The organism is Paenibacillus sp. FSL W8-0426, from assembly GCF_037969725.1.
Classification (GTDB): Bacteria; Bacillota; Bacilli; order Paenibacillales; family Paenibacillaceae; genus Paenibacillus; species Paenibacillus hubeiensis.
In genome coordinates this window covers 3,715,151-3,730,093 of record NZ_CP150203.1, presented here as the reverse complement: position 1 = coordinate 3,730,093, position 14,943 = coordinate 3,715,151, and the positions used below count along the sequence as shown (strand labels likewise).

10 protein-coding genes are annotated in these 14,943 nt (G+C 48.7%); 8 read left to right on the top strand and 2 right to left on the bottom strand.

Annotated features, from left to right (window positions below; translation table 11 throughout):
* Positions 1–172 precede the first annotated feature (172 nt).
* The 6 genes from MKY59_RS16665 (at position 173) to MKY59_RS16640 (ending at position 8,654) form a co-directional block, all read left to right on the top strand.
* Positions 173–1,354 (top strand): family 43 glycosylhydrolase, encoded by a 1,182-nt coding sequence (locus tag MKY59_RS16665; RefSeq protein ID WP_339272459.1) that lies wholly within the window; start codon positions 173–175, stop codon positions 1,352–1,354.
* A 479-nt stretch (positions 1,355–1,833) separates the two neighbouring features.
* Positions 1,834–3,198 (top strand): cytochrome ubiquinol oxidase subunit I, encoded by a 1,365-nt coding sequence (locus MKY59_RS16660; RefSeq protein ID WP_339272457.1) that lies wholly within the window; start codon positions 1,834–1,836, stop codon positions 3,196–3,198.
* A complete protein-coding gene (locus tag MKY59_RS16655) occupies positions 3,195–4,211 on the top strand; it encodes a cytochrome d ubiquinol oxidase subunit II (protein ID WP_339272456.1) in 1,017 nt (338 codons plus the stop codon). Before MKY59_RS16660 ends, MKY59_RS16655 begins: the two co-directional genes overlap by 4 nt.
* Before the next feature lie 64 nt (positions 4,212–4,275).
* On the top strand, positions 4,276–6,096 hold the full coding sequence (cydD, locus tag MKY59_RS16650) for a thiol reductant ABC exporter subunit CydD (protein ID WP_339272454.1): 1,821 nt from the start codon (positions 4,276–4,278) through the stop codon (positions 6,094–6,096).
* Positions 6,093–7,820 (top strand): thiol reductant ABC exporter subunit CydC, encoded by a 1,728-nt coding sequence (gene cydC / locus MKY59_RS16645; RefSeq protein ID WP_339272453.1) that lies wholly within the window; start codon positions 6,093–6,095, stop codon positions 7,818–7,820. Before cydD ends, cydC begins: the two co-directional genes overlap by 4 nt.
* Positions 7,821–7,886: 66 nt before the next feature.
* Positions 7,887–8,654: a response regulator transcription factor gene (locus tag MKY59_RS16640; RefSeq protein WP_339272451.1), complete on the top strand. Its 768-nt coding sequence runs from the start codon at positions 7,887–7,889 to the stop codon at positions 8,652–8,654.
* 101 nt (positions 8,655–8,755) lie between these two features.
* Here MKY59_RS16640 and MKY59_RS16635 read toward each other — a convergent pair whose 3' ends face one another.
* Positions 8,756–10,555, bottom strand: a complete 1,800-nt coding sequence (locus MKY59_RS16635; RefSeq protein WP_339272449.1) for a HAMP domain-containing sensor histidine kinase — start codon at positions 10,553–10,555, stop codon at positions 8,756–8,758.
* Positions 10,552–11,280, bottom strand: coding sequence for a response regulator transcription factor (locus MKY59_RS16630; protein WP_236412602.1), 729 nt, complete (start codon positions 11,278–11,280; stop codon positions 10,552–10,554). Before MKY59_RS16630 ends, MKY59_RS16635 begins: the two co-directional genes overlap by 4 nt.
* Positions 11,281–11,423: 143 nt before the next feature.
* Here MKY59_RS16630 and MKY59_RS16625 point away from each other — a divergent pair, with 143 nt between their 5' ends.
* A complete protein-coding gene (locus tag MKY59_RS16625) occupies positions 11,424–12,710 on the top strand; it encodes a DUF418 domain-containing protein (protein ID WP_339272446.1) in 1,287 nt (428 codons plus the stop codon).
* Positions 12,711–12,945: 235 nt separating this feature from the next.
* Positions 12,946–14,643, top strand: coding sequence for a cellulase family glycosylhydrolase (locus MKY59_RS16620; RefSeq protein WP_339272444.1), 1,698 nt, complete (start codon positions 12,946–12,948; stop codon positions 14,641–14,643).
* Positions 14,644–14,943: the final 300 nt, after the last annotated feature.

Genomic DNA, 14,943 nt, shown 5'->3' with positions numbered 1-14,943 from the left:
AATTTGCAAGGTAAGACCTTTAGTTCTGATCTAGACTACTGATGTAGTTTTATTATAGGTTATGTGGAGGATGCTGGATTTCCATGTTCATAAGAGATTGGCATATATCGCTCAAGGGCTTGATAGGTTAACAAGTGATCAAGATCGTTCAACTTTAGGGAGGGACATAACGATGATGATGAAAATAAAAGACATTCGCGAGCATTCGATCCGTTTGGCCATAGGTGAGCCGCTGCAGCTACCGAGCTTCGTCGAGGCCGAATTGGAGAATGGCATAAATACGACATTGCCGGTGGTATGGGAAAGCATCCCGCCCGTTCTGCTTGAGCAGTCAGGTACGGTTACCGTTGAAGGAACCGTTAAAGATGACGAGTATCCGAATCCGCTTGTGCTGAATCGCGCCGATCCTTATGTGCTTAAGCATACGGACGGATACTACTATTTTACGGGTTCTGTGCCAGAGTACGATCGCATCGTGCTGCGGAGATCCCGGACCATCAGCGGCCTTTCCGATGCCGAGGAGATGGTCGTCTGGACGAAACACGAAGAGGGGGAGATGGGCAGCCATATTTGGGCACCAGAGCTTCATCATATTGATGGAAAGTGGTATATCTACTTCGCGGCCGGAACGGCAGAAGACAAGTGGGCAATCCGTCCTTATGTCCTGGAATGTGAGGACAACGATCCACTTACGACAAGATGGATTGAAAAGGGGCGAATCAAGCTGCCGGTTGAAAGCTTCTCACTCGATGCCACCACGTTCGAACATCGGGGGCAGCGTTATTTGGTTTGGGCTCAGATTGTTGAGGAATCTTGCCTTTATATCGCTCGGATGGATACGCCATGGTCCATTTCGACCGAGCCTGTAAAAATCTCTTCTCCGGAATATGATTGGGAGATTCAGCTGCACCGCGTGAACGAAGGGCCGGCAGTTCTGATCAAGAACGGGCGTGTTTTCATGGCCTACTCGGCCAGCGGGACTGATGATCGTTATTGCATGGGGCTGCTCACGGCGGATGAAACGAGTGATCTGCTTGATCCGTCTTCATGGACCAAATCGAAAGAACCGGTGTTCTCAAGCAGCGAGTCTAATTCTCAATATGGGCCGGGGCATAACAGCTTTACGATGTCCGAAGACGGCTCAAAGCTCCTTTTTGTCTACCATGCCCGTCCCTATAAGGAGATTTCGGGAGAGCCCTTGTATGATCCGAACCGACACGCCCGAGTTCAGCAGCTCTTATGGAAGCCGGACGGTACGCCATACTTCGGTGAACCGGGATGGAAGCTTGATCCGGCTGGAAACAAAGCGAAATTAAGAATCACGGTGCAAGATGCTACGAATAGCTTGAATTAATGACAACCCAAAACCTTTCTTCTAGTTATTGTGTGACTAACAATGAATTAGAAGAAAGTTTTTTTTTTTTGAGATGAAACTAAAGAAGTATTAATTCAGCATGTTGGTCCAACTGTAATGTTTCTCCATAGGTTAGCTCTATTACGCAATAGCCCAATCGGGTGATTTTTACATTTTTCACGGAGTTGTAAGAAAGAATTGATCCTTCCTTGAACGTTTAGAGGAGAAGGCGTGACCACAATTGCAACGCTAAACGTCAAGTATATAATAAATTTTAAATATCAGGTTTTGTAATACTTGGACCGCACTTTCAACAGTTTCGGGTTACGGCCAAACCTACTATGTGAAAAAAATCTCTTTCTAATCACAAAGCAGCTAAGCATCAATTAGCCCCCGAAGGTCATGAAGTTCAGCATCTAAACCTGATGTTTTGTTTCTTCATTTTAGACAAAAACAAAGTTGGAGGGGAGAAGGTAAAGATGGGGATGGATACGGTACTATGGAGCAAACTGGTGACTGGTATGACGCTAGCATTCCATGTAATTTTCGCAACACTTGGCGTGGGGATCCCTTTAATGATTTCACTGGCCGAGTTAATAGGCATCCGCAAAAAAGATCTGCACTACATACTTATGGCAAAGAGGTGGTCACGAGGGTTCGTTATCTCCGTTGCGGTAGGCGTAGTCACGGGAACAGCAATTTCGCTGCAGCTTTCTTTAGTATGGCCTCATTTTATGAAGCTTGCGGGTAATGTTATTGCGCTTCCATTGTTTATGGAGGTGTTCGCCTTCTTTTTTGAAGCCATTTTCCTAGGGATTTACCTGTACACATGGGATCGGTTTAAAAACCCCATGATGCATTGGCTGCTAACCATTCCGATTGTGGTCGGGGCAGGGATGTCAGCCGTATTTATCACAACGGTAAACGGATTTATGAATCAACCGGGAGGTTTTACGTTTGAAGGAGGACAATTCACAGCCGTTGACCCCGTTCAAGCCATGCTGAGTACGGCAACCTTTTCCAAGGTGTTTCATGTATTAAGTTCGGCCTATTTAACAGGAGCGGCTCTGCTGGCAGGCGTTGCAGCTTTTGCAATGCTTCGAAAAGGAGCTTCTGGATACCACAAAAAAGCCTTAAACCTGATGATGGCAGTGGTTTTGGTGTTCAGTTTAATAAATACATTGGCCGGTGACGTCTCCGCTAAGTTTTTGGCTGAGCATCAACCCGAAAAGCTCGCAGCGGCAGAATGGCATTTTGAAACGGAGAGCGGGGCCGATTTGATATTTTTAGGGTGGCTTAATGTTGAACATGAAATTATAGGTGCACTTCACCTTCCGAAACTTCTAAGTTTCTTGGCTTTTGGAAATTTCAATGCAGAAGTAACGGGTCTGAATGAGTTTCCGATCGACGAACAACCGCCTCTTATCGTTCATTACTTTTTCGATTTGATGGCAGGCATTGGATTTGCATTGCTAGGCATTTCTTTTCTGTATTTCCTCTTCGTATTTTGGAAAAAGCGAAATGAATTCAACAAGTGGCTGCTGAGGTTAGTTGCATTAGGCGCACCGCTTGCTATTTTAGGCGTTGAGCTGGGATGGTTTTACGCAGAACTCGGCAGGCAGCCTTGGATTATTCGAGGATTTATGCGTGTAGAGGAAGCCGCGACGACATCCCCAAGCGTCAGAATCCTTTTTTTCTTCTTCCTTCTTCTATACATCGTGTTGGGGACCGTTAGCGGTCTTGTCCTTCGTCGCATGTTCAAACATAATCCGGCAGAAGTTGAGATGGAGAAATGGATGCAGCATGCAAGCGATAAAACAGCATTGAAGGGTGAGCACGCATGATGAGTTACGAATTGATTGGAATTTCGGTGCTCTGGTTGTTTTTGTACGGATATATCATTATCGCTTCTATTGATTTTGGAGCAGGTTTCTTTGCTTTTTATGCTCGATTAACGAAACAGGATCATGTAACCAATAAGCTGATTTCTCGTTATTTATCGCCCGTTTGGGAAATTACGAATGTATTTTTCGTTTTTTTCTACATTGGCATAATCGGCTTTTTCCCGGAAACCTCCTATTATTATGGATCAGCCATGCTTGTCCCAGGAAGTCTTGCCGTCATTTTGCTCGCGATTCGCGGTTCATTTTATGCATTTGAGAATTATGGTTCAAAAAATAATCTGGTTTATCTGTTTCTGTATGGAGCAACCGGGGTGCTTATTCCTGCCTCACTGTCAGTCGCGCTGACGCTATCCGAAGGCGGATTTATTTTGAAACAAGGAGAGACGGCCTCGTTGGATTACTGGGCGCTCTTTAGCAGTCCATTGTCCTGGAGCATCGTTGGGCTGGCCATTGTTTCTGTTTTATTCATCAGCGCTTCCTTTCTGGCTTTTTACGCTTCGAGGGCTGAAGATCATGGAGCATTGAAATTGATGCGGACCTATGCCCTTTTTTGGAGCACACCTACAATCGTGATCGCATTGACGACATTTATTTTTTTGGGCCAACACAATGAACGGCATTTTCAAAATATGATGGATTTGTGGTGGCTGCTCGCATTTTCTGTGGCCTTCTTTATGATCGCCATGTGGCTGTTATATCGAGGACGTCGTTACGGCTGGGCGTTTATATGCATCATGCTGCAATTCTTCAGCGCTTTTTTTGCTTACGGAATTGGACATTATCCATACATTCTTGACCCATACATCACCATTCAAAGCAGCGTCACCTCCTCATCCATGGGCTTCGCACTGGTGGTCGCGTTTATCGGCGGTATGTGTCTCTTGGTTCCTTCACTGATCTTGGTCTTCAGACTCTTTCTATTTGATGCGGATTATGTGAAAGGAAAGAAATAGACAAGTTCATTGTTGCCTTGAGGGGCATCCCTCAACGCAACCTCCAGAAAGGAGGAGGGTTAACGTGAAAAGAAAGACGAGCCTCATTGCTCAACAAATGTCTGCACAACGAAAATCCGTCGTTCTTCTTGCCCTCATTTCATTTGTACTTGGTACAGCCATCGTTGTTCAAGCTGCACTGCTTGCAGAAGCCGTCCAGCGTATTTTCGTGGAAAAAGCCTCTTTTTCATCCGTCGTTTTGATCCTTGGCATGCTTTTGGTGACTATGGCTTTACGTACACTGTTATCATTTGGCAATGGGAGAATAGGTCTGCACATGGCGGCCAACGCAAAGACGAGCATGCGAGCATCTGTTATGCGTAGCTTGACCCGTTCTTCCATGGGTTTAAGTGTTCGGGGACAGACGGGAGAAAAGGTCAGCGTAGCATTGGATGCAGTAGATGAGGCCGATCATTATTTCAGTCAGTACATGCCAAAAATGGTAGAAGCCATGATCATCCCTATTTTGATTCTGGTCGTTACGTTTACTCAACATGCGAATTCAGGTCTTATCATGTTGTTTACGGCTCCGTTTATTCCCATCTTCATGATCTTGGTGGGACTGAAGACGAAAAATAAATCGGAAGAAAAATATGCGCAGCTGGCCCACTTCTCCGGTACGTTTTTGGATTCCCTCCAAGGCTTGGTTACATTGAAAATATTCGGCCGGGCCCAACGACAGCAGCAGGCGATAGAGCATAGCAGTTTAAACTACCGTGATACAACCATGGATATTTTGAAAATCGCATTCATGAATACGTTCATGTTGGAATCCATTGTGATGCTTAGTATCGGTATTGTCGCTCTTGAATTGGCCATTCAGTTGGTTGTTTTCAAATCCATGACGTTCCACACGGCATTTCTCGTTTTGTTGCTCGTTCCGGAATTTTATAATCTCTTAAAAAATACAGGCACTGCTTTTCACAGCGGACGAACAAGCATGGGGGCGATCCGTAGGGTGGAAAGCATGCTTGAGAAGAATAGGGGTAACGGTAAACCCGTTCTAATGGAGAACATGGTGAGAACCGAGGAAAGCGATGAGAACGATCGAATGACGAAAGCAGATGAAGCCTTCCCGATGCCCCATGTCCAGTCGCTTCCAATACCGCCTTCGATAGAACTAAAGAATGTACGGTTTCAGTATGCTCCGGATTCATTCGAACTTTATTCGGGAAGTGTATTTCTTAAACCTGGAAGCAACATTGCCATTGTTGGAAAAAGCGGTGCCGGTAAAACGACACTGCTTCATCTTATTGCCGGTTTGCTGAAACCGGATTCGGGGACCATTCTGGTGAACGGAAATCCGCTTTCGCAAGAGAATGAAGAAGTATGGTTTAAACAAGTTATCTATATAACGCAGCACCCTTATATTTTCGCAGGCACATTCGCCGAAAATATCGCGATCGGTGCGGGTCGGGACGTTTCCAGGAAAGAAATCGAGAAAGCGGCAGAGGAAGCCGGACTAACGACGGTTGCGGCACAATTGGATCAAGGATTGGATACTTTCGTTGGCGAGGGAGGACGCGGACTATCTGGTGGTGAAAAGCAACGTCTTGCCTTGGCACGAGCTTTTATAAAGCGACCTGCCATCATATTGTTCGATGAACCTACAGTAGGGCTCGATTTGCACACCGAACGCATACTGCAGCGTTCCATTTCTACATTATCGAAAACGTCTACCATGATTACGGTGGCACATCGAATATATACGATTCAACATGCCGACAACATTTTGTTTGTAGATCAAGGAACGATTGTGGATTCAGGCCGTCACGAGGAACTTCTGAAACGATTGCCCCAATATGCTGAAATGGTCGCTGTCCAACAAAAAGGGGGATTAACATGAGTGAGTTGGCTATGTTGTCAAAGGCGATGTTCCAAGAGCGGAAAGATATTGTCATTTCGATATTAGGAGGGTTTATGGCTGGCATAGCCGGTGTAGCTCTCTTTTCCGCAAGCGGGTATCTGATTTCTCAAACGGTATTTGAGCCACCGCTCTACACATTGATTATTCTTACATCTCTTGTGAAATTGCTTGGTTTTCTCCGGTCCGCGAGCCGTTATGGAGAACGATTATATACCCATAGGGCAACGTTCTCCATCCTCAGCCGTTTGCGAACTTCCTTTTTTGCCAAGCTCATCCCTTTGACACCCGGGATACTGAATAAAAATCGAAGCGGGGACCTGCTCACACGGATTGTGGGGGATGTAGAAAGTTTACAAAACTATTTTTTGCGTGTTGCATATCCGCCGGTTATTGTAATTATGGTGTTTTTGGCAACAGTGCTTTTTACCGCGTCCTATTCCATCTGGATTGCCGGTTTGCTGGTGCTGGGAATGGTAATTACTGCAGTGGTCGTGCCTGGCATCGTTCTGTGGGGACAACGGAAAATTCATGAGCGTGTCCGCGAGCAGCGATCGAAACTGTCCACGGAAATCACGGAAGTGCTGTATGGCTTCCGGGATTTAAAGGTTTACGGGCAATTGGCACAGCGTGAGGAGCAGCTTCAGCGCGATTCGACTTCATTGGCAGCCGAGCAGCAGCGAGCTTCCGCTCAATTGTTGCTGGGACAGTCCATGCATGTATTTGTTACCTTTTTCATTGCTTGGAGTGTCCTGACGCTCAGTGCATATTTGATTGTGGACGGAAGACTTGCTGGCGTATTTCTTGCCATGCTGGTGCTGGCCACGCAAACGGTTTTTGAAGAGTCGGCTGCTATGGCCGTATTGCCTGCATATAAACAAGATAGCGAACATGCTGCCAATCGGCTGGCGGAAACATTATCGACTCAAGTTGCAGGATCGCCAATGGGAAAGTCGACTCCTTTTACAACAGATGTGCCCATATCGATTGAAATAAACAATCTTGCTTTTCAATATGAGGGGGAGTGGAGGCCAGCGCTAAACAATATCTCACTACATCTTGCGGCAGGCTCTAAAACAGCGATTGTTGGGCCGAGCGGATCAGGGAAATCTACGTTAATCGAGTTGCTGCTCAAACTACGAAAAACAACGTCGGGCAGCATAACAATAAATGGCGTTTCCATTCACGAATTGGACGAGGCGAACATCTGGGAGTTGGCCAATGTGGTGCTGCAACAAAGCCATTTTTTCCGAGGAACGCTTCGTGAAAATCTACTATTAAATGCGGAAGAACATTCCGACGAGCGACTATTAGATGTGCTTGCTAAAGCGCAATTTTCAACGGCTTCTCTAAATCAGGTGGTCTATGAGAATGGTGAAAATTTATCCGATGGAGAAAAACAGCGGCTTGCCTTGGCACGGGCCATGCTGCACAAAGGACGTCTATGGTTGCTGGACGAACCAACGTCTTCTCTTGACTACGTCACCGAGCAGCATGTCCTGAAGCAACTGTACGAACAAGCGGCTGGAGACACACTTCTTCTCATTTGTCATCGCCTCACCGGCCTGGAGAGCATGGATCAGATTGTCGTCATGGAACAGGGCGAAATCGTGGAGATCGGCTCATTTACGGAATTGATGGAGCAGAAGGGATACTTTTATACGTTGAAACAGATTGAATCGCAGATGATTGCATCCGATGTTTAACAAGCTTGAAGTGATGCAAGTGAATCGGTGGGTTCACGTTGTTCATGCAGTTGGAGGGCGGCAGAAATGATGAAAAACGATAGAAAAGTATTATTGGTTGATGACGAAATGCGCATTCGCAGTATGCTGCGAATGTATTTGGAGAAAGAGGGATTCACAGTCGAAGAAGCGCAGAGCGGCACACAAGCCATCCAAAATTATTGCGTGAAGCATGTCAATTATGATTTGATCGTGTTGGATTGGTTACTGCCTGACATGAATGGGATTGATGTTTGCAAGTGGTTGAAACAGGCACAACCCGATGTGCCGATACTGATGTTATCCGGGCGATCGGAAGAAAGGGACCGTATTGAAGGTTTTAGAGCAGGTGCAGACGATTACGTCATCAAGCCGTTTAGTCCAAGAGAAATTGTGTTGCGCATCCAAAACATGATAACTCGTGTACATGCTCCCAACCCCCATGTTCCCGAAGCCGATGACTCGAATAACAACGCCATCATCATCGGTGAAATCGTTCTTTACCCTTCAGCACGCCGTGTGATGGTAAAGCAACATGAGGTCCATCTGACTCCGAAAGAATATGATCTGCTCTATTTCCTAGTCACACATCAAGAAAAGGTATATTCTCGTGAGGCATTACTTACGGAAGTTTGGAAATCTTCGCACCGGAAGATTTATGATCAACGTACAGTAGATACCCATATTAAACGTCTGCGTGTAAAGCTGTTCTCCAATTATCCGGAAGGAAATGAATGCATTCAGACATTATGGGGATGCGGCTATATGTTCCACGAGTTTAACTATGCAAAGCCCGAAAATAAGTCAAAAGGGTAGAGAAGGAGGGAGAGTTGGAAAGGAAACGTTGGTTTAATGAGAAATGAGCAGCCTGTAGGGTAAACAGGCTGCTCATTTTTTGAAGTACGTCTAATCCACGACTACAGGTGACTTCCTGTTTCTCGTTCGGAAGCCGGAGATGGCAGCGCGGGGAACGTCAGTTTGATCATTGTGCCTTCGCCAACGCCGGACTCCACCGTAATCGTGCCTTTATGCGCGGCCACGACAGCGTAAGCGATACTCATACCGAGTCCCGCTCCATCCATCCCCTCGTCCGTGTTCGTCCCTCGGTAATAACGGTCAAAGAGGCGGGATTGTGTCTCCGCGTCCATGCCTACACCGTTATCACGGACGGTGATGAAGGCAAACTCTCCTTCATGCATAACGCTCAGTACGATTTCCGTCCCAGGCGGGTTATGCTTGACAGCGTTGGAAATTAAATTGTCGAGCAAACGTTGGAACCACTTTGGATTGGCTAGAATACGTAGAGAAGCCGGACTTTCTTCGAAATCGAAAACGACGTTTTGCAACGTTACGTCGTTAACATAACGAAGAACGGCACGGCGAACGAATTCATTGAGTTCCAGCGGTTCCAGCTTTTCACCTGGCGTATGATTTTTCAGTTCGAACGTCAGCGAAAAGTCCTGCAACAGTTCTAACATATATGTACTTTTTTCGCGGATTGTGCCTCCAACCTCTCTCAGCTCCTTCTCGCTCCAGCTGAACTGCCCACTTTCCAGCAGATGGCCGTAACCTTGGACGGTTGTGAGCGGTGTACGCAGATCGTGCGAGATGCCAGTCATCCATTCTTCCCGAGACTGCTCCAAACGGAGGCGTTCATTACGCGCACGAGCTAGTTTATCTGCCATTTCGGAGAAGCCTGCGATGACCTCGTGGTACAGCTTATACCGGGCGCGGAAGCGGCCGTTTTTGCCAAAAATCTTCCGGCGTTCCTTCTCGGTAAAGACCTGTTCGTATTCGCCCCTGCCCATTCGTTCGAAGCCTCTCATGAACAGCAGCAGGGGACCGCCGTATCGGTAGCCGTGCCACACTGCGAGAGCAAGGGAAAGCAGTAAAATCGCTATGCCGACGATAGCCAGAATGATCAGCAGCGTACGCAATATCGGCTGGTTCGTTGGTTGTTCACTCGCTCGCGGCCGTTCAATCAGCCATGTATATTCGGAAGCAGGATCGTAATGATAGGAGACTTCCATCTTCGATTTGGCCGGTTGCTGACGCATCTCAATCAGGGCCAGCGCCCCGTACGTCGCATAGTTTGACGGAAGCCCAAAGTTCTGTGCGACGCGGCCGGCTTCGTCCAGTATTACAAGCGAAGCTCCGATCGATTTCACTTTATCGTCTAATGTTGCAGCGGCGGAGTCTGGTACCCGTCCATTTTCGGAGTACAGCTCGTACCATGCTTCAAGCCTTGATCCGTCGGCATCTTTCCGCCCCAGCAGATAAAGATTTCGGGAGCCGAAAATCTCTTCGTATAACGTGGTGACATTGTATTCGCTCAGCCTTCCCGTATCACTGATTCGCAGCAGATCAGAAGCAGCGTATTGCTTCGGCACGCCTTCAGGTACGTTCAGATCATAAACTTCCCGTCCGTTTTCGTTGACGATCTGGAGCCAATATCCTTTTTGTTCCAGCTGATCCTGCCAGAAAGAAGGGAGCTCTACGCTGTCGCCCTCGATGATCGCCTCCATCGACAGCGAATCCAGCACTTCTGAAGGTAAGTCGGTCTTCAACTGTTCGTTACCGATGTAATACATCATTGTAAATAATGAAATTAATACAATGGCCAGCACCAGCAGCCAAAGGGTGAAGAACTGGAGGGTAAAATGGAATCCCAACCGCCTCGCGATACGGCTCCGTTTCATTTTTGCCTGCTTTTTCATACGTTTTCACCCTTCACGAGCTTATACCCGAGTCCGCGAACGGTCAGGAGATAACGTGGCGAGCTTGGGTCTGACTCAATGCGTTCACGTATTTTGCGGACATGAACCATGACCGTATTGTCATCGCCGAGTCCGTCAAAGCCCCAGACGGATTCATACAGTTGGGCTTTGGAGAAGACGATGTTTGGATTTCGGCACAGGAACAGCAGCAGCTGGTAGGCTTGGGCAGGGCAGGGCACGTTCCGGCCGCCGACAAGCAGCTCACCGGCCCGTTCATCAAGGACAAATCCCCCGAAGTCATATCGCTGACGAGGGTCCGCGTTAGGCGTGACGGCGGATTGGACCGCTGTTTCGGCTATTCCTCGCCTCAGACGCGCTTTAATTCGGGCTGCGATTTCCAGCGGATTGAACGGCTTGGTCACATAATCGTCTCCACCTACGGCAAAGCCCGTCAGTCGATCCAAGTCCGTCGTGCGTGCCGTCAAATAGATCAGATGTGCGTCGGACTGCGCCCGAATCTGCGGTCCGAGCTCAAAGCCCGTACGGTCGGGCAGCATGACGTCGAGCAAAATAATATCGGCGCCGTATTCGAGCAGAAGCTGCATGCCGTCTTCCGCGTTGTCTGCTGTATAGATATGCTCGAAGCCTTCCTTGCGCAGCACGAACTCGAGCATTTGCACGATCGCTTTTTCGTCGTCCACAATTAGAATTTTTGCAGAATTCATTGGGAAATCTCTCCTTGTCTACATATTGCATTAGTCATTGTACCAGAGAAACCTTAACGCTGCTTAAAGGGAGAGGCCTGTTTCCAATGCCGCGTTAAGGAAATGTTAAGGAAGGCTTTAACGCTCATTTAGGACGGGACGTTATGCTGAATACCGAGGTGATCGAATTGAGTACATATAAAAAGCGCGTTCAATTAATCGATGGGCTGCGCGGATTCAGCCTGGTGGGCATTGTGCTGGCCAATATGTTGATTTTCCAGTACGGCCTGTTCGGCGAAAGCGCACTGCATCTGTTTGGGATTAAGGGGGCGGACATGGCTTTTCATTCATTCCTGGAGGTTACGGTGGTGGGCAGCTTCATGCCAATCTTCGCATTTATGTTCGGGTTCGGAATGATCAAGCTATCGGAAAGCCTGAAAACACGGGAACTACGACCGAAGTGTCACCTGGCCCGCCGTTTTCTGCTTCTATTCATTATCGGGCTGCTGCACTCGACATTTCTGTGGGAAGGGGATATCTTGACGTTTTATGGCATCACCGGTTTCCTTCTGCTTCTGTTTCTGAACCGGAAACCAAAAACATTATTCATCTGGGCGACAATATTACTAACGGGTGCGGGTCTGCTTGGTCTCCCGGCTTCAGATCCGTCAGACCCACTGGCTGCTCCGTCTCAGGAGATGATCAATTACATTGTGCAAAGCCAGGATGTATACGGCAACGGCAGCTATACGGAGATCAAGGATTTTCGCAACAATGCCGACCCTTTCGGGGAGATGGATAAGAACTTCATCTTGCTTGCTCTCGTGCTGGCCCCGGTTATCACGCTGCCGATGTTTCTGCTCGGCATGCGTTCCGCTAGAATCGGAACGTTTGACGATCCGCCAGCCATGAGACGTACATATTCTCACCGCGCCGCATTTCTGATTCCTGTTGGACTGTTACTGAAAGCATACGGCGTATTAGCCCCGCAGCTTGGCGTGGAAAGTTGGCCAGGCACCGGAATTGGAACAACGCTCGGAGGTATGCTGCTTGCGCTTGGCTACATTTACGCCTTTGCACTGCTGTATACGGGAAGCGGCCGTGCTGCCCTGATGGCAAGATTTGAAGCGGTAGGCCGTCTCTCGCTTACGAATTACCTGATGCAAAGCGTAATCTGTACGACGATTTTCTACGGATATGGACTCGGACTGTTTGGCCGTGCAGGTGTTTTCGTCGGGGCGCTCATCGCGCTTGCCGTTTATTGCATTCAGTTGTGGCTTAGTCCCGTTTACTTGAAGAAGTTCAGCAGTGGGCCCGTCGAATACGTTTTGCGCATCTGGACGTACCTGTCTTGGAGAGGACAGCCAAGAAAGAAGAAACGAAAACAACGGACTCTATTAGAAAGCGAGGCAAACTCACTTGAGCCTGATGGTGCTGCCGCAAACCGCTAAACAAAGGTAAACCCCGGTTGCGGTATTGCAAAGGATCAGTCCATATTTTTTCGCGGAGCGAATGGTATAAGTCCAAACGAAGCTCGTATTCTCCCTGTCACACGAAATATATCTACAACAACTGCCTTGATTAACCGATATATTCTAAGGAGCATGTCATTGCAGGCGCGATGTACCTGCGAGATTATACACTGCTTTCCTAAGGTTATTCTGGATCATAGAAAGGGAGGATCGGATGAAAAAAATAGGAACCTGTCTGCTGCTGGTGGCCATGCTCGTCTCGGGTATCGGGGCTGCAGCATCAGCCAATTCCTTGTCTTCTTTGGGCTACTACCACACGTCAGGCAACCGTATCGTCGATGCGCAGGGCAAACCGGCCAACTTCAACGGAGTGAACTGGTTTGGATTTGAAACGGACAACTTTGCTCCCCATGGCTTGTGGACACGGTCGATGGACAGCGTGCTGGACCAGCTTGCCAAGGAAGGTTACAACTTGCTGCGCATTCCATATACGAACGAAATGCTGTTGCCAGGCAAAACGCCAAGCGGAATCGACTATGCGAAAAATCCTGACCTGAAGGGGCTGACGCCGCTGCAACTGCTGGACAAGCTCGTGCAAAAAGCGGGAGAACGCGGGATGAAAATCATTCTTGACCGTCACCGTCCAACGGCCTCGGGGCAAACGGAGCGATGGTATACGCCATCGGTTCCGGAAAAGACATGGATCAAAGACTGGAAGATGCTTGCAAAGCGTTACCTGGGCAACGACACGGTGATCGGCGCCGATTTGCATAACGAGCCGCACGGTTCCGTTTGCTGGGGATGCGGCGATTCGGCCACCGACTGGCGGTTGGCTGCCGAACGGGCGGGCAATGCGATTCTCGCCGTTAACCCGGATTGGCTGATCGTTGTGGAAGGGGTGGACGCGAAAGTAAAGGGACAGAGCGGCTCCTATTGGTGGGGCGGCAATCTGAAAGGGGTCCGCAAATATCCGGTCCGGCTGAAGGTGGCAAACCGGATCGTTTATTCGCCGCACGATTACGGCCCGGGTGTTTCGTCGCAGCCGTGGTTTGCCGACAGGAAATTTCCCGCCAACCTGTCCGGTGTATGGGATGCGAACTGGGGTTACATCCATAAGGAAAAAATCGCGCCGATCCTGCTGGGGGAGTTCGGCGGACGCAGCGTCGATACGGCCTCGAAGGAAGGCAAGTGGCAAAATGCGCTTGTCGACTACATCAGCCGGAATGATCTGTATTGGACATATTGGAGCCTCAACCCGAACAGCGGAGATACCGGCGGGCTGCTGTTAGACGACTGGCAGACATGGAACAAGCCGAAGCAAAAGATGCTTGCCAGGATCATGAAGCCCGTGAACGGTGGCAAGCCAGCCGCTCCGAAACAGGCAGCAGATCCGGCGCCATCGAAAAAGGCAGCAGAAGCGACGGCGCCTGCGAGCGGCGGAACGAACGCTGCCGAGGGACTCGCCGTCCAGTACAAAACGAGCAACAGTAGCGCGGCAGAGGACAATATGATCCATGCTGCGTTTAACATCACCAATAACGGTAAGACAGACATCCCGCTGAGTGAAGTGAAGATTCGTTATTATTTCACGAAAGACGGCAGCAAAGAGCTCAAATTCTGGTGTGATTGGGCCCAGGTCGGGACAAACACCGTTAGCGGAACGTTTGCACCGATCGAACCGGCGCGAACAGGAACGGATGGGTATCTGGAAATCCGGTTCGCGGCGATGGCCGGTTCGATTCCGGCAGGCGGCCAATCCGGCGACATCCAGGTGCGTATCGCCAAGAGCGATTGGTCGGATTTCAACCCGTCGGACGACTACTCGTTCGACGGGACGAAGACGTCGTTCAGCGACTGGAACAAAGTTACGCTGTACCGGAAAGGAAAGCTCGTCTGGGGAATCGAGCCCTAGCTCTGCCATGCATCGAAGACCAGGGGGACTGTCGACGGCTGCAAGCGGATTTTTCATAGTCGGATGATCTGCAAGTAGGGGAGTTTGTGCTGCTGTAAGGTGTTCCCCTTGTTAGAGGTATATATTGACGAAGGCTGGTATACTTTTTAGAATGGAATGCTCCGGCTCTGGCATGGTGTTAGTGTGAACCACGTGTAACGCTCAGCTGGGGAAGCTTGTTGTTGAAGGACAAGAACATTGTTATATTCAAAGTCGCTATTATAGCGGCTTTTTTATTATATCAGTACAAGTTCTTGACCC

Excerpts from the sequence above, each read along its gene's own strand:
- MKY59_RS16665 (WP_339272459.1), top strand. The coding sequence starts at position 173 with ATGATGATGAAAATAAAAGACATTCGCGAGCATTCGATCCGTTTGGCC.
- MKY59_RS16660 (WP_339272457.1), top strand. The coding sequence starts at position 1,834 with ATGGGGATGGATACGGTACTATGGAGCAAACTGGTGACTGGTATGACG.
- MKY59_RS16655 (WP_339272456.1), top strand. The coding sequence starts at position 3,195 with ATGATGAGTTACGAATTGATTGGAATTTCGGTGCTCTGGTTGTTTTTG.
- cydC (WP_339272453.1), top strand. The coding sequence starts at position 6,093 with ATGAGTGAGTTGGCTATGTTGTCAAAGGCGATGTTCCAAGAGCGGAAA.
- MKY59_RS16640 (WP_339272451.1), top strand. The coding sequence starts at position 7,887 with ATGATGAAAAACGATAGAAAAGTATTATTGGTTGATGACGAAATGCGC.
- MKY59_RS16635 (WP_339272449.1), bottom strand. The coding sequence starts at position 10,555 with ATGAAAAAGCAGGCAAAAATGAAACGGAGCCGTATCGCGAGGCGGTTG.
- MKY59_RS16630 (WP_236412602.1), bottom strand. The coding sequence starts at position 11,280 with ATGAATTCTGCAAAAATTCTAATTGTGGACGACGAAAAAGCGATCGTG.
- MKY59_RS16625 (WP_339272446.1), top strand. The coding sequence starts at position 11,424 with ATGCTGAATACCGAGGTGATCGAATTGAGTACATATAAAAAGCGCGTT.
- MKY59_RS16620 (WP_339272444.1), top strand. The coding sequence starts at position 12,946 with ATGAAAAAAATAGGAACCTGTCTGCTGCTGGTGGCCATGCTCGTCTCG.